This window comes from Enterococcus raffinosus (assembly GCF_018917525.1).
GTDB lineage: Bacteria > Bacillota > Bacilli > Lactobacillales > Enterococcaceae > Enterococcus_A > Enterococcus_A raffinosus_A.
On sequence record NZ_JAHLOS010000014.1, the window covers coordinates 66,691 to 87,376 of the forward strand.

The following is a 20,686-nucleotide window of genomic DNA, read 5'->3' on the forward strand; positions in this document are numbered from 1 at the left end:
AATGAACGAAGTCCGTTCGTTGAGCTTTTTACATGTGTTTTACACGTGAGGCGATTTCTTCATGGCGTCCGTGAACCATTGGGCGTGCCTGAGGATTTCCTAAGTAGCCGCAAGTTCGTTTAACGACATCACATGATTTTGGATCGTGATTACCGCATTGTGGACATTCAAAGCCGCGTTTGGTTGGCTTGAAGTCGCCTTCGAAGCCGCATTCGTAGCAGTGATCAATCGGTGTATTCGTTCCTAAGTAAGCAATCCGATCGTAACCATAGTCCCAAACAGCTTCCAATGATTTTGGATTTTGTTGTAGAACAGGATACTCACAGTAGTGGATGAACCCGCCAGAACAATATTTCGGATAATCCTTTTCAAAGTCCAATTTTTCAAATGGTGTTGGATTTTTACGAACATCGTAATGGAAACTATTTGTATAGTAGTCTTTATCTGTAATATTTTCGACAACACCAAAACGTTCTGTATCTAAATGACAGAAGCGATCAGTTAAGCTTTCACTTGGCGTTGAGTACACACTGAAGTGATAGCCGTATTCATTGCCCCATGCGTCTGCGTGTTCTTTCAAATCCTTCATGATATCGATAGTGAAGTCTTTCGCTTCTTTATTATCTTCCCATTCGCCGCCGTAAAAAACGCTGGCTACTTCGTAAAGACCGATATATCCAAGTGAAATGGTTGCCCGTTTGTTTTTAAACAATTCGTTGACGGCGTCGGTCCGTTTCAAGCGTTTGCCGAATGCGCCATATTGATAAAGGATTGGTGCATTTGCCGGTGTGGCTTCTTTACAACGATCGATCCGGAAGACTAACGCGTCTTTAGCGATTTGCAGACGTTCTTCTAGTAATGACCAGAATTTTTCTTTGTTGCCGCCGGATTCTAACGCAATCCGCGGTAAGTTCAAAGTAACAACGCCAAGATTCATCCGACCAGCGTTGACTTCTTCACCTTGTTCATTTTTCCAGCCCTGCAAGAATGAACGACAACCCATTGGGACTTTAAAGCTGCCGGTTAATTCGATCAATTTATCGTAGTTCAAGATGTCTGGATACATCCGTTTCGTTGCACATTCTAAAGCCAGTTCTTTAATATCGTAGTTTGGATCAGTCGGATTCAAGTTAGTCCCACGACGTAACGTAAAGATCAATTTAGGGAAGATCGCTGTGCGTTTTTCACTGCCTAGACCTTCGATCCGGATTTGCAGGATCGCTTTTTGAATCTCCCGTTCAAACCAGTCAGTTCCTAGACCGAAGCCTAGTGAAGTGAATGGTGTTTGTCCATTAGAGGTAAACAGAGTATTGATCTCATATTCCAAGCTTTGCATCGCGTCGTAAATGTCTTTACGGGTTTTTTGTTTTGCAAAAGCTTTTTGCTTTTCAGGATCATCAATCCATTCTTCTGCATCTTTTAAGTGCTTCGCGTAATTTAGGCGCGCAAAAGGAGCTAACAACTCGTCAGTACGATCCGCCGAACAGCCGCCGTATTGGCTTGATGCCACATTGGCGATGATTTGTGAAATTTGGGCAGTTGCCGTTTGGATTGATTTAGGACTTTCCACTTCCGCATTTCCGATCTTGAAGCCGTTGTTTAACATGCCTTTGAAGTCAATCAAACAGCAGTTGGTCATCGGTGTATATGGATGGTAGTCCAAATCATGATAATGGATGTCGCCTTTTTGGTGAGCGTTGGCTACGTGCGGCGGCAGCATCTTCAAGCCGATCGACTTGCCGACGATCCCAGCCGTTAAGTCACGCTGTGTATTAAAGACATCACTATCCTTATTGGCATTTTCATTGACGACGGTTTGATCCTTGTTGATCAATTTGCCGATCGTAAAGTTGATATCTGTTGCTTTACTGCGCTGGAAGTCGCGGCGCGTCCGATAATTGATGTATTCTTCTGCTAATTCATATTCGTTGTGTTCTAATAATGTATGCTCCACAATGTTTTGGATTTCATATATTTTGATATCGCTAGTAAAACGTTCTGAAATTTCTGCATCTACGCGCTCAACGATTGACTGGATACGTTCATGAGCCAATGGATCAACAGACCCTTTAATTTTCGTTTCGGCTTTGATTAAAGCATCATAAATTTTTTGATCGTCAAAGGATGTGTGACGACCATCACGTTTTACGACCTTAATATTTTTTAGCGACGGTTGATATTCGTTGAACAACGAATCTTTTGTGTGGATTTCCATCATTGCAAACACTCCATTTCCTTTAAAGTTCATTATCAATCATATAGTATTTTTGAGGTTGTTGCAACGATATATAGTATTATTTTTTTGCCAAAAAAGAAAAACACACTATATATAGTGTGTTTGTTTACTGAAAGATATAAGAAAGCTGATAAGGACAAGCTTCCATTTAAGATAAAATAACTGAAAAATATTTTTCCAAAAAAGTGAAGAAATTGTAAGAATATTGAAGGACGTTTCACATAGGAATCCGCCTCAAATATGATACCATAAAGAAAAAAATTTAGATATTAAAAATAAGGATTTGTCGTATTATTTTTTGAAATATATCCCTCGAGGGTACAAGGGGAAGGATCAAATATTTACATTAAAACGAATAAGGATGTCAGTTCAACTTTTTGCAGGAGACTTAGGCAAAAAAGAAATTATCAAAATTAGCAAATATATTGATTGAAGGCTTTAGTTGAATGATATACGGCATTCGAATCAACCTAATTTTTTCTTTTAGAAAAAATGATTACATTAAAACGAATAAGGAGAAACCTATGAAAAAAATGATCGATGTGCAGCATCTTAGTAAAAGCTTCGGCACACGAAATAATAAAGTTACTGTTTTAAATGATCTGAATTTTAGTGTGGAAAAAGGTGAGTTCGTTGGCATTATGGGTCCCAGTGGTGCTGGCAAGACGACCTTGATGAATATTCTTTCCACGATTTTGTTGCCAACAATGGGCTCCGTTAAAATCGACGGCGCAGATATTACCCAGATGCGGGAGAATCGTTTGACGGATTTTCGGCGAGAAAATTTAGGTTTTATCTTTCAGGACTTTAATCTAATTGATAGTTTAACGGTCAAGGATAATATTATTTTACCGTTGACTGTCAGCAAGCTCTCGAATGAAGAGATTGAAGAACGGGTGCTTCGGTTGACGAAAATTTTGAAGATTGAGCAAATTTTAGCACGTTACCCAGAAGAAATCTCCATCGGTCAACAACAGCGAACAGCAGCGGCCCGTGCTTTGATCAGCCGTCCATTGGTTTTGTTCGCCGATGAACCCACAGGCTCGTTAGATTCTAAGTCTGCGTCGGAGTTTTTGAATTATTTAGATGAGGTGAATCTTCATGAGGAAACCACGATCTTAATGGTGACCCATGATCCTTATACTGCTAGCTATTGTAATCGAGTATTGTTTATTAAGGATGGCCGCTTTTTCTCTGAAATTGTCCGTCGGTCGTCTCGCAAGGATTTTTTTGAAAAGGTCATTGATATGCAAGCCACGATCGGCGGAGGGGGGAAGGCCAATGCTGATTAAAATTGTTTGGCGGAGCTTCAAGAAGCAGATGTCGAACTATTTGATCTTTTTCTTCAGTCTGATTTTTGCGGTAATGGTTTATTACTCTTTTACAGCGATGACCTATGAGCAGCCCTTGATTCGCAGTGCCGGAAAAAATACCCAGTTAGTCGGGGTGTTAGGCTTCGGGAGTTTTGCGGTTGTACTGATTTTGTTGTTTTTTATGGCTAATACCAATCGTTTTTTCATAGAAAATCGGCGTAAGGATATCAGTATCTTCCATTTGTATGGGTTGAACTACTACCAGATTTGTCTCTGGTTCATTTTAGAAATCTTCTTTATCGGAATTTTTTCTTTTGTAATCGGGATCGGCGTGGGAGTTCTCTTGTCGAAGTTGTTTAGTATGATCTTGGTAAAGGCCATGGATCTGCCGCTGAGAGTGCATTTCTTTTTCTCAACCGATGCGATCATAGCAACTGGCTTAGTGGTGCTCTTTATATTGGCGGTTGTTTCCTTCCAGATTTTATGGTTGGTATCGGGGTCGAAATTTTCTCACTTAAAAAAGCTTCGTTTGCGAAAAATTCAAGCGATGAAGGTATCTTTGCCGCAAAAAATCGCGGGTAGTATCGGGGCTCTCTTTTTATTAAGCGGCTGGGGTATGGCTGTGACCTATGTTGTCTTTTCTCGGACAGTGAGTGATCGTTTTGGCTTGCTGCGAGGAAATGCTTTACTAATGGGCTTAATCTTTTTACTCTGTGTATTGGGCAGCTATTTGTTTTTTGCATTCACATTGCGCTGGTATAATTCCTATCGACCAAAGCGTTTAAATAAAAATTTGGGGATGCTGTCGAGAAGCGAGTGGCAATTGCGGCTATTTAGCGAATGGCGTTTTTTTGGTTCCATTACAGTTGCGCTAGGATTAGCCTTGGCGATTTTAGGAGGAATGGCGGCGCTTGTTTCATTACAAATGCGTTTAGTTGATGAAATTGCCCCGGCTTCCGTGATGATTACACAGCAAAGCTATCAGAAGCTGGCACCGAAGCTGCAAAGCGTTGCTCCTTATCAACGGCAAACCTTACACTTAAAAGCAGTGCCGGCCAAGCAAAGCGTCGCAATTTCTGGAGAGGGTGTAAATTCTCAGCCAGAGATTACGGATGTCGTTTCGATATCTGACTATCAGGCTTTCCGGAAAACAAATCCTACCTTGCAGAACATTCAGCTGAAGTCTACTGATTCGACAGTTGTTTTGAGCTCCTATCAGCGTTATCTGAATGACTATGCTCGTTACAGTAAAATCATTTATTTGAAAAGTCAGAAGCTGAAGGTTCAAGAAACGCACCCTAATTTTTTCGGCGATACGAGCTTGCGATATGGTACGGGAATGATTGTCGTTTCTGATGAACTTTTTGATGAATTATCCGGAGTTTCTTATGCGTTAGAGGTAATTGATGTAGAAGATCGTTTTGAGAACAAGCTGAATCAAATGATTCGTGCTAATCTGAAGGGCGATTGGGATTATCCAATACATTATGATCTGACATGGAAAAATAAGCAGATTGTCGGAGATATTGTAGAAGGAGAAGGAAATAAAAAAGATGGATCAACGGTCTATCGTTCAGAGTATACCTCGTATCAGGAAGTCTATCGAATGACTCGCAGCAGTATGGGACTAGTGCTGTTCGTAGTAACCTTTGTGACCACCACATTTATTATTGTGACAGCTAGTATGGTCACATTGCGGCAACTTTCCGAATTTAAGCAAAAACGAAAGAAATACGGTCTATTACGGCAAATGGGCATTCCGGAAAAAACGATTTATCAAGAAATCAAACGTGAAAATCGAGTGGTGTTCTTTATTCCAGCGATCTTGGCTCTGATTCACAGTATGCTAGCCATCTCGGTCATCTCTCATATTGCTAAAAATGCCAACTATGGATTTGTTTATCTATTTTGCGGACTGATGCTAGTGGTCTATGCGCTATTCTATTGGACAACATGTGTCTATCAGAAGAAACTTTTATAAAAGCTTAAGAACAGGATGAATCGATATTCGGTATATCCTGTTTTTTCGTCTAGCTATTTTCCTGGTTACATCGGCAGAAAACCAATGATAGCAGGCAATTTGCTCATTATAAACACTGTTCCGAGTGTTGCGGATATCAATGTGACAAAACTGTTCGTTTGAAAGCGGTATATGTAAGAGAATCAAATGGTAGATTTTTGGCAGCCTCCTATAATGAGTACTAAATAAAAGGGAGAGGGCGATCGGATGAAGGAATTTTTTAAACGCCCCGCTACTCGTTACTGGTTAAGTTTTATTGGAAAGACGTTTTTCTACTTTGCCGTCCTTTTGATTCTAATTTACTTATACCATTACAAGAGTATCCAAGGCGGTAATTTTATCTATAACGAATTTTAATCGATTGAAAAAAGTTCGTTCTTGAATCGAACGGGGGGACAATCATGCAAAACATCATCACAGCAATTGATCAATGGGCGAATGAAACGCCAGAAGCAATTGCCTATCAATCAGAAACAGAACAGTTCAGTTATCAAACCTTGCATCAATGGTCCGATAACTTAGCACACTATTTGAATCAGAACATAGAATCAAACACACCAATCGTTGTTTTCGGTGAATTGGAATTTGAAATGATCGCTAGTTTTTTAGGGGCTGCTAAAAGCGGACATGCCTATATTCCGATCGAATCAAACACACCATTGGATCGCATCCAATTGATTTTAGAAGTCGCACAGCCAGCAATGATCTTAAGTGTTTTACCTTGGCCCGAAGAAATCAACGTGACTATTCCAGTTGTGACACCAGTCAAGCTGGCTGAGCTCTTTACGACTGAACAAGCGCCAACGGACCTGCAGCCAGTCGTAGCTGACGAAACTTTTTATATCATTTTTACTTCTGGAACGACTGGGGTACCGAAGGGTGTTCAAATCAGTCACAAGAATTTATTGAGCTTTGTGAATTGGGATTTGAAGGATTTCGGGATCGAACCAGGGATGCGCTTCTTGTCACAGGCGCCGTATTCCTTTGATCTTTCGGTCATGAGTGTTTATCCAGCCCTTTGCAGTGGCGGGACTCTGATCCCTATGGAAAAAACGGTCATCAATGATTTCAAGAAATTATTCAGCTTTTTACCAAATTTAGCTTTGGAGGTCTGGGTCTCGACCCCGTCATTCATGGATATCTGTCTAATGGAGAAGACCTTTGATGGCGAACATGTGCCTTCACTAAAGATTTTCCAATTCTGTGGCGAAGAGTTGCCGCGTAAGACAGCAGCTGAATTGCTTCGTCGCTTCCCGAATGCGAAGGTCTTTAATACTTACGGACCAACGGAAGCAACGGTTGCTATGACACAAATCGAAGTGACAGAAGAGGTTTTGGCGACATACGATCGTGTACCGATCGGCTATATTAAAGAAGACACGGAAGTTTTGATCTATGATGAAGATCACGAAGCAGCAGAAGGTGCTGCTGGTGAGATTATCATTAAGGGTCCCAGCGTTTCAAAGGGCTACATGCACAATCCAGAGAAAACAGCAGCAGCCTTTTTTGAGATTGACGGGGTTCCTGCCTACCATACCGGTGATGCTGGACGTTTGCAGGCAGATGGCTTGCTGCTATATGAAGGTCGGATCGATTTCCAAGTGAAGCTGCATGGCTTTCGAATTGAGCTGGAAGACATCGATCATCATTTAGAGAAAGTATCTTATGTGAAGCAAGCGACCGTTGTTCCAAAGTATCAAGACCACAAGGTTCAGCAATTAGTCGCTTATGTTGTTGCCAATGACAATGACTTTGAAAAAGCGTATCAGCTAACCAAAGCAGTGAAAGAAGAACTGGCAGAAGGCGTCATGGAATACATGATTCCGCAAAAATTTGTCTATGTTGACCAATTACCGCGGACGGCAAACGGCAAAATTGACCGCAAGCGATTAATTAACGAGGTGAACAGCTGATGATTGTACCTCACATGGTCCCATACGCGTCACCGATTTACTTCATTATTTTGATTGTGGCGCTGCTACCGTTAATTTTAAGCTTACTGCTTCGCGGCAAACGAATCGGTTGGTATCAATCACTGATCACACTGTTCTTCTTGTATGTTTCTTTTGGCGGAAAGGATTATCGCCAAGGACTGGCATTGATCGGCTACGTGATCTTCCAAAGTATTCTTGTTTGGTGTTACAACCATTATCGTAAAAACAAGAATCAAGCGGGTATCTTTTACTTAGCCGTATTTTTAAGTATCGTCCCTTTGATCCTAGTCAAAGTCACGCCATTCATGGATGGCGAAAATTCCCTCTTTGGATTTCTAGGGATTTCTTATCTGACCTTTAAATCGGTTCAGATCATCATGGAAATGCGTGATGGGATGATCAAGGAATACAGCCCGTTGAACTATATCAAGTTCCTGCTGTTTTTCCCAACGATTTCCTCTGGTCCGATCGATCGGTATCGCCGCTTTGAAAAAGATTTGAAGGAGCCGCCTACACCAGAAAAATACGTCGATTTATTAGGCGCTGGTGTTCACGATATTTTTGTCGGCTTTTTATATAAATTTGTAATCGGCTATTATTTTGGTCAAGTGCTGCTGCCAATCGTTGATCGAATGGCGATGCAGCATGGGGGCATTTCTTGGGGCCTAGTCGGCTATATGTATGTCTATAGTATGTATTTGTTCTTCGATTTCGCTGGCTACAGTCTGTTCGCAGTAGGTACCAGCAAGCTGATGGGATACGAGACACCACCGAACTTTAATAAGCCGTTCTTATCCTGGAACATCAAAGAATTCTGGAATCGTTGGCACATGACCTTATCCTTTTGGTTCCGCGATTACATCTACATGCGCTTGATGTTCACCTTGATTAAAAAGAAAACCTTCAAGAGTCGGATCGTCGCGTCAAATGTCGGCTACTTCGCTTTGTTCCTGATCATGGGCGTTTGGCACGGCTTGACTTGGTATTACATCTTGTATGGCTTCTACCACGCTGCATTGATTTGTCTGACTGATGCGTGGCTGCGATTCAAGAAGAAACACAAAAAACAGATACCATCTAATAAATTTACCCACGCGTTGGCAATCTTCTTAACCTTCAACGCTGTCTGCTTAAGCTTTTTGATCTTCTCAGGTTTTTTGGATAAATTAATATTTCACAATTTCTTTCTAGGAAGATAAACAGCTAAACTACAAAAACACGAAATGGAGCGAGTAACATGGAAGACACATTATTTAGTATTTTAGAAGATATCACAGGAACAGACGAAGTAAGAGACAATCCAGAGGTGGATTTATTCGAAGAAGGCTTGATGGACTCTTTAGCAACCGTTCAATTACTGGTTGAGATCGAAGGACAATTAGGCGTGCAAGTACCAGTTTCAGAGTTTGACCGCGCTCAATGGAACACACCAAATAAAATTATTGAACAAGTGAAAGCATTGCAAGCCTAATGAAAAAGAAACTCTTCGGTATCTTTGGGCCGATCCTTTTAGCGGCAGGTTTATTGGTTCTTCTGTTTTTTTCACCATTTAAAATCAACAGCAACGATCCAAAGCTGATCAAAGCTGCTTCAAGTTCGATGGCGGGAAATGTTCTGCGAGGAAACAGTATCACAAAGGAAGCCCTAAGTACCGATAAATACGTCCCCTTCTTTGGTTCCTCTGAATTGAGTCGGATCAGTCCGTTCCATCCATCGGTCCTAGCCGAAAAGTATGACCGCGGCTATACTCCGTTTTTGATGGGCGCACCGGGAACCCAGTCGCTGACCCAATTCATGATGATGCAGTCGTTGGGAAACGAGCTGAAAGATCGAAAGGTGGTCTTCATCATTTCTCCACAATGGTTTGTTAAAAATGGGATCAAACGTGACTATTTTGATGCCTATTATTCCCCAGAGCAAACCTTGACTTGGCTGTTGAATCTAAAAAAAGTCCAAGCCAGTGATCAATATTTGGCTCAACGCCTGACGCATTACGGAGTGGTAAGAAAAGATGAACGTTTAGAAAGAATGCTGGATGCAGTGATGGATGGCCGTTTGCCAGATAAAACGGATGTCACCTTCAGCAAGCTAAAATTAAATATGTTGGAACGTGAAGATGAATTGTTCAGTACGATCGGGATGATCAGTAAACAGAAGGCGATTGATGAAAATGTCAAAGCCCTGCCTGAAGCTTATGATCAGCATAAGTTGAATCAGTTAGCCAATCGTTTAGGCAAGCAGGCGACTCAAGGAAATGAATTTGGTATTCAACATCGTTTTTATCAAAAACGAATCAAACCTCATATGGATCGATTTGCCAATTCGCAACGAAAATGGGATTATCGCTATTCCCCAGAGTTTTCCGATTTTCAATTGGCGCTTGATCAATTAGCGAAAAAGCATGCGGATGTGCTCTTTATCATTCCACCTGTCAATGGCCGCTGGGCGAAATTTACAGGTCTTTCTGATGAGATGTTGCAGCAATTCTCGGCTAAGATCAAATATCAATTAACTTCTCAGGGCTTCACCAATATCGCTGACTATTCAGACCAACAAAATACACCGTACTTCATGCAAGATACGATTCATTTGGGTTGGAAGGGCTGGTTAGCGGCAGACAAAAAAATCGCACCGTTTTTGAGAAATCCTAAGTCTCAAGGCGAAAATTATACCCTCAACAATCGCTATTTCTTAAGTAAAGAATGGCAGGAAATGAATCCAGATGCAATAAAATAGAAGCAGGGCAATCACACTTGTAAACTTGTGATTGCCCTGTTTTATTGTCTAAATCAGCGAAGTAAAAGGGCTATTTAATAGGATCACTTTTATTTAAAAAAAAGAATTTTGAAGTGAAATAGAAACAAGCAAAACAACTTTGTGACTGGACTTTATTTTTTAGGTGTTCTTTTTCATATCTTTATAGTCAATTTAGAGAGAATAAGCATAATCACACCTGTAACTTTAAAAAAATTAAAAAAACACCTATAAACGAAAACGTTTGTTTTTTTTAATTCTCAACTACGAAAGAAAAAAACTCCATTTTCACTTTTAGCGTTATACTTTTATCAAATAATAAAGCGTATACATGGCTGGAGGGAGCCCATACAAATGAAAACGATGAAGCAGGAAAAACCGCTATTACCGAGAACCTTGTTTGGAGTGAAAAGAACCACACTGGAGGCGAAAATCGCTAGCTATTTCGAATTTTCTCAAGATGTTGCCACATTTATTAAGTACCTTGTAGTGGTTATGGTACGAAATTCACTTGTTGTTAGTGATTTTTCTTTTCTTTGCCAAGAATTGGTTTGTGAGGTGTTCCTGACAGCAGAGCCTAGTGATGCGCTGCGTGAATACTGTGCTTATTTTAAAGATTATTTCAAAAACAGCGGAGATTGGGACAAGGTCGTTCGCCGCTTGTTTGTTGACAAAAAGGAATACTATCGGTTAACCGAGAAAGCTCGTGCATATAAAAAACGTTTAGATAATCCCGGAACAGAAAAACCGCAGAATCCAGAGCTGGCTCTTCGGCTCGTTTCTACCTTTGAAGATGCGTCAGGCAAGAAGCACGCGCTGACGATTGCTGATGCAGACGAAACACGCTCAAGGGCGGAAACTTCTCAAATTCTGGAAATCCTTACGACTGTGGCATTCTTTGAGACAGCTGCTGGTGTAAGACGGTTTGTAAAATTAGTCCAAGCGAAGCGCCCAGGAGTAAAAGATACTTTTGTGGAAGAGGAAGTATCGGTTGAGGAACAAGTTGAGGAACAAGTCGAGGATCAAGTAGAACATCAAGACGCCCTACAAGTAGCGTCCGTCCAAAATTCAGAAGCGCCAGAAGTAAAGACAATCGAAATCGTTGTGCCCGCAGGAGTTGATCTGAGTACGTTGGATGATCAAGAGTTACTGACATTGGTTCGCGTAGGACACCCCGATGTGGTTAGTTTAGAAAATGTTCGGGTGGTGTTTACTGAAGAAGAGCCGGAGGAACCGGTAGCGGATGAACTTGAAATGCAAGAACCTACTCTCGATCTCGAACCTATGAGCGCCCAGACGTCACAAACCTTGTTAAAAGACAGAGCTACGCCGAAAACCGCAACCGACGTCTCTGATCCGCCAACCGCAAAACCACAGAAGCCTAACAAGACGAAACTGCTGACACCTAAAGGTGCTTATGTTCGGAATTTGATTGAGAATGGGCCTCAGAAAAAAGGCAGTTGGAAAAAGAAGGGAGATAGTGCTAAGAAGAAAAGAAAATGAGCGATTTAATTTTTAAACAGGTATAGTTGTTGCCTCTTCAAATTGTAAAATAAAAGAGCCCAAAGAAAATATTCTTTGGAACTCTAGTCAATTTCTTGCTAATAATTTTTATAATAGAAGATTGCTAGCTGTGTTCGGTCACGAACCCCTAATTTATCTAATAGCTGGCTGATGTTGTTGCGGACTGTACCCTCACTCAAGAACAGCTCTTGGGCAATCTCCTTGTTGTTTTTGCCATTGGCGACTGCAATCAGAATACTTTCCTCTCTTTCAGATAAGTCAATGGCTGGTTGTTTGCGAAGAGATTGATCCGTCAAGATCGAAGCTAATTTTCCTACGATCTCTGTTCCAAAGACAGTCTGTCCATTATATACAGCTTTGATTGCAGGGACAATACTGCCCAGATCCTGCTTGATCAAATAGCCTTTGACACCGATCTGCAAAGCTTCCCGGATATAGTCATCATCGCAAAAGGTCGTTAATAATAAAATGACGGCTTCTGGCACCTGTTTAAAAATCGCTTTTGCGGCTTCGATCCCAGTACTATCTCCCATACGAATATCTGTTAATAGAACATCCGGATGCTCCTGCAAATATAGTTTAACTGCTTCTGGTGCGGAATTTCCGGTACCGACAACGTTTATTTCATCAGATATTTCTAAAATAGTTTTCAATGATTCCGTTACCAACGGGTCATCGTCAACAACAACAACGCGAATCATGGCATACCTCCTCCTAGTACTATAGAATCTTTTCTTCTTGTTCAATGGTTATTGTGAAAGGATGTTTGACTGTCTTTTGGCAGAACGATATGAATTAGAAAATTATCTAGAGTTTGTGAGACATGCAGTTGTCCGTTAATTTGTTCTACGCGCTGCCGCATGCTTTTTAAACCAATGCCATCTCCGCTCTTCTTGGCAAGCGTTCCATTATCAAGAATTTGCAGTCGATAAAAGGCAGGCAGTTCATTAAATGAAAGTGTCACTTTGGTAGCATTACTGTGTTTCATCACATTAGCCAGCGCTTCCTTAAGAATCATAAGCAGCGTTCGTTCTTGCTCCTGATTCATACCTTCTGGAACATTTCCCCGAATCTCCACTTCGCAAAATTGAAAATCTGCAATTAATAATTCAAGTCCCTTTGAAAAGGAAAGTGAGGTCTCGTGAAGATCGTGGACACTTTCGCGAATATTATCCATCCCTGTATGAATCGTTGTCCGTAATTGGTTCAACGGTTTTTTTAAATTCTCTGTTTGATTGACTGCTTCAATTGCGCCAAGCTGAATAATCGCACTAGATAGTAGATGTCCGACGTTATCATGGATGTCGCGAGCGATCCGATTTCGTTCTTCGGAAATTTCCAAATCGATGAAGGTTTCCTGCGATTGGATGAGCTCCTGATTTTTCAGTTTCAACAGTTCTTGCTTTTCCCAACTGTCATCCTTTAATTGCAGCAAGGCTTCTTTTATCTCGGATTGTTTTTTTCCACGCCAGGCTAAAAGGATCGCGAAGCTACTCAAGAGTAAAATCAGCATACGCTCTGGTGAAGAATAGGCATCTTGTAATAAGGGGACTGCTAAGACGATTAGTGCCCAGCTCCAAATAATCTCTTCGCGCCAAGCGATCCGCAGGTTTGCCGGCAAGAAAAGCAGCAGTGGGGGCCAGAAAAAACTTAGGATTAATAAGGGAAAAACGCCCAATGCTTGTCCTAAAGCCTGCTTCAGCAATAGAGCGGGACCGGCCAAAAGGATACTGGCTAACAAATAGACCACCATTTGCGGTTTGAAATCCTGTTGAAAAAGCAACAGGATCCCAATCAATTCTAAAAAGAAAAAATCCATTGAATAGCTGTTTAAATTTTTCATTGACGCTCCTACTCTGTATTAAGGCTTCATTTCTCTGATTGCGGAGAAATAAGGTTGATTCGCATCATCAATTATTACGTCATTTGATTTAGGTGAAATTCTGCACGAATCAAATGACATTTGTCATCTTATGATTGGCGCAAACTCACTACAAGCAAACGCTTATTTTCATTATAGTAAATGTAAGAAGAAAAGGAAAAGGGGTTTTTCAAATGTTGATCGAAATCGAGAACTTAGTAAAACGTTATGGTGATTTCACCGCCTTGAATCATTTAAATTTATCTGTAAAAAAAGGGGAGATATTGGGATTGCTTGGTCCAAACGGCAGCGGCAAATCCACTACTATCAATTGTATTCTTTCATTACTGACCTATGACCGCGGATCAATCAAGATTTTTGGAGAAGAAATGGGACCGGAAAAGTATAACATCAAACAAAAAATCGGGGTTGTCCCTCAGGAAATTGCTTTTTTTGAAGAATTGACTGTTACGGACAATATCAATTATTTTTGCGGAATGTATATTCAAGAAAAAGCAAGACGTGAACAATATGTCGAAGAAGTGATTCAGCTCGTTGGCTTAGAGGAGTTTCGCAAATTTTATCCGAAACAGCTAAGCGGCGGATTGAAACGACGGTTGAACATTGCTTGCGGAATTGTCCATAAGCCGGAATTGATTTTCTTAGATGAGCCAACTGTCGCAGTTGACCCTCAGAGTCGAAATAAAATTTTGGACAGCATCAAGGAGTTAAATCGGATGGGTGCAACGATTGTCTACACGACGCATTATATGGAAGAGGTCGAGATTTTGTGTAACCATATCGTCATCATCGACCAAGGACAAGTGATTGCGGAAGGCAGCAAAGAACAATTGAAAAATATGGTTCGTGAGAATGAAAAATTAATTATTGAAGTTCCAGGACTATCCCAAGAACAAGTGGATGCGGTCGGAGCTTTTCCATCGATTATCGAAGTAACTTATGATGAAAATTATTTAAGTGTAACGACGAAAGAGTTGAAGGAAACCTTGCTGCCGATCTTAAATTATTTTGAAGTCGAAAAAATTATGTATGCCAACATTCATACACAAGAGGCGACACTAAACGATGTCTTTTTAGAAATAACTGGAAAAGAATTGAGAGATTAGGAGGAGCTAAGATGTTTATTCGTTTGTTTACGTATCGATTACGTGTTCTGTTAAGAAATCGCAGCTTACTTTTTTGGACCCTCGCTTTTCCAATCGCATTAGGTCTGCTGTTTAATCTAGCCTTTGGCGATCTCGACAAAATTTGGGGGACAGAGCAATCCACGGTCGGAATCGTTTCTACTGATGAAGCCAATCAGGAACGCTTTGAGAATGTGTTAAAGGAAATCAAGCAAGATGGAAAAGTGATTTTTAAAAGCAAAGCAATGACTAAGAAAAAAGCCCAAGAGCAGTTAGCCAATGATAAGCTTTCCGGTTATTTTACAATTGACGAAAAAGAAATTGAACTATTTGTCAGTAAAAGTGACACGCAGCAAACGGTTTTAAAAGAAGTCTTGAATCAATATCTGCAAAATACCAATAAGGCAGAAACTTTGATGGCAACTGGGAAGGTTCAACCGCAAGAGATCAACCAGCTGCTTCAGCAGGAGAGCTATGTGAAAGATGGAAACGGCACAGGAAATTTCAATTTGAAATCCTTCTACTTTTTTACATTGGTCGGTATGACGATCATGTATGGATTCATGTGGGGGCTGCGCAACGCAAATGACCAGCAGGCCAATCAATCACCTGAAGGTATCCGCTTATGTCTGATCCCTCGAAATAAATTACTTGTTTCATTTGCCAATATGCTGGCAAGCTTTATCCTGTTCTTTGTTCAGACAGTCTTGATTCTGATGTTCTATCGATTTGTCTATCAAGTTGAGTTTGGCGATCATTGGAACTATATTTTGCTCGTCTGCGCTTTAGGCACCTTTACCGCTATTTCGTTTGGTACGTTAATCGGTAATGTTTTTTCAAAACTGGATTTTCAACAAAAAATATCAATCGGGATATCGATCTCGATGATCATGAGTTTCCTAGCGGGAATGATGGGTTCTCAGTCAATTAAATATTGGATCGATGTGAATCTGCCGTTTTTAGGACGGATTAATATTGTTAATCTAATCAGTGAAAGTCTTTATCAATTATTCTACTATCAATCGTTGACACCCTTTTATACCAACTTGATTTGGTTAGTTGGATTTGGTGTGTTGTTTATCCTGCTTAACTATTCTTTCGAAAGGAAGGTGCAATATGACCACTTATAAGGCGATTCTGGAAATTTTAAAAAGGAAAAAAGGCAGTTTGCTGCTAGGGGTCATTATCATGGCAGTGATCACCCTTTTCTATGCTGGACAATTAACCAAAGATGCAGAAGAATTAACCGGGGCGAAAATCGCGATTCTTTCAGAGGATGATTCTGCGATTGAAAAGGGCTTCGTTGATTATTTAGGTAAGCAGCATAATCTTGTTAAGTTGAAGGATACCTCGCAAAAAGGGTTGGATGATGCGCTGTATTTTGATGAAGTAGAATACATTTTAGAGATCCCCAAAGACTTCTCTGAGAAGTTAGCACAAGGAGAAGGTGTGAAACTAGCTGGCAAGACGCGTCCAGCGACCTTTTCTAAATCATTAGTGGATACGACAATCAATAATTTTATGAATACCTATTTGACCTATCAAAAGCAAATGCCAGAGGATAGTCCAAAGGATGTGCTCAAGAAAACTCAGTCAACGCTGAAGGAAGATGGGAAAGTAAATTTTGATCTAACGTATCATAAAAAGAAAAAGCAACAGGTCAGCGGACAAATCTATAACTTATTGGCTTATGGAATGTTCATGTCGATTTTTAGTGGCTATGCCGCAGTAAACTTAGCCTTCAATCGTGAGGAGATCAGTCGCCGCAACAGCTGTTCACCAATTTCGCGCCGGAAGCTATCACGAAAAATTGCGATTGGAAATTTGGTCTATTCAATCTTCTGTTGGGTCCTGTTTATAGCTTTTGTTTTAGTTATCACTAAAGGAGCGTTCGATCAGGTCATGGGCTACTTCGTACTGAATACACTCGCCTTTTTCATAGCTATTATCAGCTTTTCGGTATTGGTTACGAGTATTATGAAAAATGAAGATGCCATCGCGGGGATCAATAATATCTTTATTATGGGGAGCTGTTTTGTCGGCGGAGTCTTTGTACCAAGTGCGTTCTTACCTGATGTGGTAAATAAAATCGCCGCCTTCACCCCGACCTATTGGTTTGCCCAGAACAATGAATTGATCGGAAAAACAGTGAATTTCAATCAAGCTTTCCTAGATAAATTCTTATTCCAATCTGGCGTGCTGTTAGCATTTGCGGCAGCTTTCTGGGTCATTCATATGATCACGATGAAAGAAAAGGGGAGTTTGGTTTATAAAAAGGTGAAAGCATAAGGAAAATCAGCGTGTCCGTATAGGCTACGCTGATTTTTTATACTTCAAAGTAAATCTGTTGTTCTTCACCGAAAAAGATGGGGAGTAATTCGTTCAAAGTCCCTGCAAGCTTATGTGTGTTTAAATCAGTTTTTTTGACCCAAAAGAGATCTTCGGGAACGGGTTGCTTTTTGACTGTCGCCGTATAAAGAAATGCCAGCTCACGAGTCTCCTTAGCTAAGTTGTTCCATTCAGCGGTTCCTCGCAGAACGGGTTGGATCATCAATCCCGTTTCTTCTTCAATTTCTCTTAAAGCAGCCTCATAGCTGCCTTCTTCTTTTTCCACATGACCACCCGGAAAAGTCCAGCCGGGCCAATCCTTCTTCTTTCGATCCTGTACTAAGATTTCCCCTGCCTCATTTTCCAGCATGACCATCATAGTTAATTCAATCGCCAACAAACGTGTCATTTGATCACCTCGTAGTGATTATACAACATACTACGCAGATTTTTTTGACAATGGTATACTAATTTATGGATAAACGCTATCCAGCTTTCTTGTTTTAAGAGAATTTGAGCGATTATTTTTTTATGGATAGTCAAATACAAAGCAATTATATTTTTTAGCAAAGCAGGAGGAGTAAGAGTGGAAAAACAGGAAGAGCAATTATTGATTGATTTAACTTCAGCACGCGGCATCGCTGGAAATGAAGATGAGGTCAGAGAAGTCTTTAAAAATTATGCGAAGGGTTTCGCTGACGACATTTTCTTTGATGGGTTAGGCAGTGTCATCGCAAAGCACGGTGGCGGCGGCGGACCAAAAGTCTTCATTTCAGGACATTTGGACGAAGTTGGCTTTATGGTTACCAAGATCACCGAAAAAGGCTTTTTAGAATTTCAAACGATTGGCGGCTGGTGGAATCAAGTGATGCTGGCACAACAAGTTGAAATCAAAACCCGTAAAGGAAAAATCATTCATGGCGTAATCGGCTCAAAACCACCACATGTGCTGACGCCAGAAGCTCGGAAACGCCCGTTCGAAATCAAAGATATGTTTATTGATATCGGGGCATCAAATGCGGATGAAGCCAAAGAATGGGGCATTCGTCCTGGCGATATGGTGACACCATATATTCAATATCAACGAATGAATGATTCGAAATTCTTATTGGCAAAAGCATGGGATAACCGGATCGGGACGGCTGTGGCTTTACGTGTTTTAGAAAATTTATCCAAGCGAGAGCATCACAATGTGCTGTTCGCCGGCAGTGATGTCCAGGAAGAAGTTGGTTTACGGGGAGCTCGGACAAGTTCTCATATTGTGAATCCAGATATCGCGTTTGCGTTAGATACAGGTACCGCGGGTGACACACCGGGGATGACACCAAAAGAGGCGGATTCCGTTCTTGGAAAAGGTCCGCAAATCCTAATCTATGATGCATCGATGGTTCCTCATAAAAAATTATTGGATTTCGTGATCGATGTTGCTGAAGAATTAGAAATTCCATTCCAGTATACAGTGATTGCCGGTGGTGGAACCGATGCTGGTCAAATGCATTTAACACGGGACGGTGTTCCTTCATTAGCTATCACAGTACCAGTCCGTTACCTGCATTCACATACTTCGATTATTCACGAAGAGGATTATTTTAATACGGTCAAATTAGTCACGGAAGTCGTTGCTCGTTTAGACTATGATACAGTTGGAGAAATCAAGAATTACTAATTTCTTTAGCTAAAACAGGTTGTTGTTTGTTTTATGTCCCTCGGTTCTTGTCAAAGGAGAAATGCGATTTGACTACGAAGATAGATACAAAACGTACAGAAGTGGAACACTTAAAAAAGGAATTGCAAACATTTAAGCGATTAACCTTTGCGAATGTTCCAATTGCACCTGAAAAACAACGAATTGAACAAAAAATAAAGAAATTAAACGAAGAAATAGCCAAATTAGCAGAGTCATAGGAGTCTGCTGCTGCCTGTGAAAAATACAAACTTGATTACGAGCTAGCTCAATACTAGAAGGCAGAAATTTAGTCGGATAGTATACGGCTTGAGGATCAAACTTATTTTTTCGGAAGGAAAAAATAATTACTTTAAAATGAAGAAGGAGTGTTTTTATGCGTCTTAGTGATTATCGTCAAATGGCGAAAGACCGTCTTAATGGTCAATGGGGAATTAATGTAGGGTTAGTGGTGATCGTTGGACTGCTGACAGCAGCAATTAGTAATGTTTCTACGATGACTGACAATACGAATATTCAGTTAGGAATCTCATTTTTATTAGGTATTCTGGTACTTTTTGCTTTTAGCTACTCATTATATTATGTCAGCTTGTATGTCGTACGGGGTGGTCGAGCTGAACTGGGTCAAATTTTTGTTGTTTTTCAGCAGGGATATTATGTTCCGTTGATGATCATCAATATTCTTGCTCAAATTGTACAATATGTTTTGGCAGCGATCTTTTTCATTCCATTATTGTTGCAAGCGGGTAGTAGTGTATATATCTCGCTGATTTCAACTGGTGGATTAACGACGAACACAGAAAGTGTTTCTACGCTGATGAACATTGGTGTATTAGGACTTTATGTCATCTCAACGTTACTTTTTTTACTGGTAACAACAATTATTAGTATCATCTTTAAGTTCGCTGTTTGGGTGAAATTTGATTATCCCGATTTGAGTGTGGCTGATTGTATCAAACGTGCTTGGGTCTTATTGAAGGATCGCTGGGGTAAATATATCTTATTGCAATTGTCATTCATTGGCTGGTACATTCTAGGGTTTGTCGCATTGATCGTAGGTCTGCTTTTCGTAGCGGTCTATGTAAATACGGCGAGTGCTGCTTTTTATGACCAAGCCTTGAAGGAAAAAATTGATCAGGGGGAATTAGCATGAAGCTGACCGTACTCGGTTGTTTAGGTGCATATCCTTATGAAGGTCAAGGAACCACCAGCTATTTGCTGCAGGCTGATGGCTTTAACTTATTACTGGATGCTGGTAGTTCGACCCTTGTGGAATTGGAAAAGGAACTTGATCCGCTGGACTTGGATGCGGTGATTTTGACGCATTACCATCATGATCACATTGCGGATCTCGGGGTGCTGCAATATTATTGGCAGCTTTATCCAACGCAAACACCTAAGCCTATTTTGCCGATTTATGGACATACAGAAGACGAATTTCATTTCAACGATTTGACCATGGAAGGTGTGACGGAAGGTCGTTCCTACTTTGAAGCAGAAGAATTGAAACTTGGACCGTTTCTTGTTACGTTTATGAAGACGATTCATCCGGTGCCTTGCTATGCGATGCGCTTTGTGGAAGAAAAAACCGGAGCTGTTTTTGTCTTTACAGGTGATTCTGGGTATTTGGAATCCTTTAATGAATTTGCCAAGGACGCCGATCTATTTTTAGCGGACACTTATTTGTTTAATGGCAACGAAAAACATAAAGCTCATTTTACCGCAGGCGAAGCGGGAACATTTGCCAAAAATGCCGCAGTCAAAAAGCTAGTCTTGACTCATTTGCCGCAACACGGTGATCTGGAAGAGCTGCGTCAACAAGCTGCAGCCGTTAGCGGGGAAATTCCCGTTGAATTGGCTCAGCCCCACAAAGTTTTTGAAATATAA

The 20,686-nt window shown here is 40.7% G+C and carries 19 protein-coding genes; 15 read left to right on the forward strand and 4 right to left on the reverse strand.

The window, feature by feature from the left end:
• Window positions 1-28: 28 nt before the first annotated feature.
• Complete coding sequence (gene nrdD / locus KQI58_RS10865) at window positions 29-2,218, reverse strand: anaerobic ribonucleoside-triphosphate reductase (RefSeq protein ID WP_216409021.1); 2,190 nt, start codon at window positions 2,216-2,218, stop codon at window positions 29-31.
• A 542-nt stretch (window positions 2,219-2,760) separates the two neighbouring features.
• Here nrdD and KQI58_RS10870 point away from each other — a divergent pair.
• The 8 genes from KQI58_RS10870 to KQI58_RS10905 all read left to right on the forward strand — a co-directional run bounded on the left by KQI58_RS10870 (window position 2,761) and on the right by KQI58_RS10905 (window position 11,760).
• Window positions 2,761-3,528 (forward strand): ABC transporter ATP-binding protein, encoded by a 768-nt coding sequence (locus KQI58_RS10870; protein ID WP_216409022.1) that lies wholly within the window; start codon window positions 2,761-2,763, stop codon window positions 3,526-3,528.
• Window positions 3,518-5,530: an FtsX-like permease family protein gene (locus tag KQI58_RS10875; protein WP_216409023.1), complete on the forward strand. Its 2,013-nt coding sequence runs from the start codon at window positions 3,518-3,520 to the stop codon at window positions 5,528-5,530. The genes KQI58_RS10870 and KQI58_RS10875 overlap by 11 nt, the downstream gene beginning before the upstream one ends.
• Before the next feature lie 246 nt (window positions 5,531-5,776).
• Entirely contained in the window at window positions 5,777-5,926 is a 150-nt protein-coding gene (locus tag KQI58_RS10880; RefSeq protein ID WP_216409024.1) for a teichoic acid D-Ala incorporation-associated protein DltX, read from the forward strand.
• A 44-nt stretch (window positions 5,927-5,970) separates the two neighbouring features.
• The gene (gene dltA, locus KQI58_RS10885; protein WP_216409025.1) at window positions 5,971-7,482 is read left to right on the forward strand and encodes a D-alanine--poly(phosphoribitol) ligase subunit DltA; all 1,512 of its coding nucleotides are present in this window, start codon (window positions 5,971-5,973) and stop codon (window positions 7,480-7,482) included.
• Window positions 7,482-8,702: a D-alanyl-lipoteichoic acid biosynthesis protein DltB gene (gene dltB / locus KQI58_RS10890; protein ID WP_216409026.1), complete on the forward strand. Its 1,221-nt coding sequence runs from the start codon at window positions 7,482-7,484 to the stop codon at window positions 8,700-8,702. Before dltA ends, dltB begins: the two co-directional genes overlap by 1 nt.
• 38 nt (window positions 8,703-8,740) lie before the next feature.
• Entirely contained in the window at window positions 8,741-8,974 is a 234-nt protein-coding gene (dltC, locus tag KQI58_RS10895; RefSeq protein ID WP_088933251.1) for a D-alanine--poly(phosphoribitol) ligase subunit DltC, read from the forward strand.
• Window positions 8,974-10,239, forward strand: coding sequence for a D-alanyl-lipoteichoic acid biosynthesis protein DltD (gene dltD, locus KQI58_RS10900; protein ID WP_216409027.1), 1,266 nt, complete (start codon window positions 8,974-8,976; stop codon window positions 10,237-10,239). Before dltC ends, dltD begins: the two co-directional genes overlap by 1 nt.
• Before the next feature lie 372 nt (window positions 10,240-10,611).
• Window positions 10,612-11,760 (forward strand): hypothetical protein, encoded by a 1,149-nt coding sequence (locus KQI58_RS10905; protein WP_216409028.1) that lies wholly within the window; start codon window positions 10,612-10,614, stop codon window positions 11,758-11,760.
• Between the two features lie 98 nt (window positions 11,761-11,858).
• Here KQI58_RS10905 and KQI58_RS10910 read toward each other — a convergent pair whose 3' ends face one another.
• On the reverse strand, window positions 11,859-12,482 hold the full coding sequence (locus tag KQI58_RS10910) for a response regulator transcription factor (RefSeq protein WP_216409029.1): 624 nt from the start codon (window positions 12,480-12,482) through the stop codon (window positions 11,859-11,861).
• 41 nt (window positions 12,483-12,523) lie between these two features.
• Window positions 12,524-13,624, reverse strand: coding sequence for a sensor histidine kinase (locus tag KQI58_RS10915; RefSeq protein WP_216409030.1), 1,101 nt, complete (start codon window positions 13,622-13,624; stop codon window positions 12,524-12,526).
• 212 nt (window positions 13,625-13,836) lie between these two features.
• Here KQI58_RS10915 and KQI58_RS10920 point away from each other — a divergent pair, with 212 nt between their 5' ends.
• Genes KQI58_RS10920 through KQI58_RS10930 form a run of 3 tightly spaced genes read left to right on the forward strand, consistent with a single transcriptional unit; the run spans window position 13,837 to window position 17,076 of the window.
• Window positions 13,837-14,769, forward strand: coding sequence for an ABC transporter ATP-binding protein (locus tag KQI58_RS10920; protein ID WP_216409031.1), 933 nt, complete (start codon window positions 13,837-13,839; stop codon window positions 14,767-14,769).
• Window positions 14,770-14,780: 11 nt separating this feature from the next.
• Window positions 14,781-15,917, forward strand: coding sequence for an ABC transporter permease (locus tag KQI58_RS10925; RefSeq protein WP_216409032.1), 1,137 nt, complete (start codon window positions 14,781-14,783; stop codon window positions 15,915-15,917).
• A complete protein-coding gene (locus KQI58_RS10930) occupies window positions 15,904-17,076 on the forward strand; it encodes an ABC transporter permease (RefSeq protein ID WP_216409033.1) in 1,173 nt (390 codons plus the stop codon). The genes KQI58_RS10925 and KQI58_RS10930 overlap by 14 nt, the downstream gene beginning before the upstream one ends.
• Window positions 17,077-17,113: 37 nt before the next feature.
• Here KQI58_RS10930 and KQI58_RS10935 read toward each other — a convergent pair whose 3' ends face one another.
• Window positions 17,114-17,524 (reverse strand): NUDIX domain-containing protein, encoded by a 411-nt coding sequence (locus KQI58_RS10935; protein ID WP_216409034.1) that lies wholly within the window; start codon window positions 17,522-17,524, stop codon window positions 17,114-17,116.
• Between the two features lie 177 nt (window positions 17,525-17,701).
• Here KQI58_RS10935 and KQI58_RS10940 point away from each other — a divergent pair, with 177 nt between their 5' ends.
• The 4 genes from KQI58_RS10940 (at window position 17,702) to KQI58_RS10955 (ending at window position 20,686) form a co-directional block, all read left to right on the forward strand.
• On the forward strand, window positions 17,702-18,781 hold the full coding sequence (locus KQI58_RS10940; protein WP_216409035.1) for a M42 family metallopeptidase: 1,080 nt from the start codon (window positions 17,702-17,704) through the stop codon (window positions 18,779-18,781).
• Window positions 18,782-18,849: 68 nt separating this feature from the next.
• Window positions 18,850-19,020, forward strand: coding sequence for a hypothetical protein (locus KQI58_RS10945; RefSeq protein WP_216409036.1), 171 nt, complete (start codon window positions 18,850-18,852; stop codon window positions 19,018-19,020).
• A 155-nt stretch (window positions 19,021-19,175) separates the two neighbouring features.
• Window positions 19,176-19,952: a DUF975 family protein gene (locus tag KQI58_RS10950; RefSeq protein ID WP_216409037.1), complete on the forward strand. Its 777-nt coding sequence runs from the start codon at window positions 19,176-19,178 to the stop codon at window positions 19,950-19,952.
• Window positions 19,949-20,686 (forward strand): MBL fold metallo-hydrolase, encoded by a 738-nt coding sequence (locus KQI58_RS10955; protein ID WP_216409038.1) that lies wholly within the window; start codon window positions 19,949-19,951, stop codon window positions 20,684-20,686. The genes KQI58_RS10950 and KQI58_RS10955 overlap by 4 nt, the downstream gene beginning before the upstream one ends.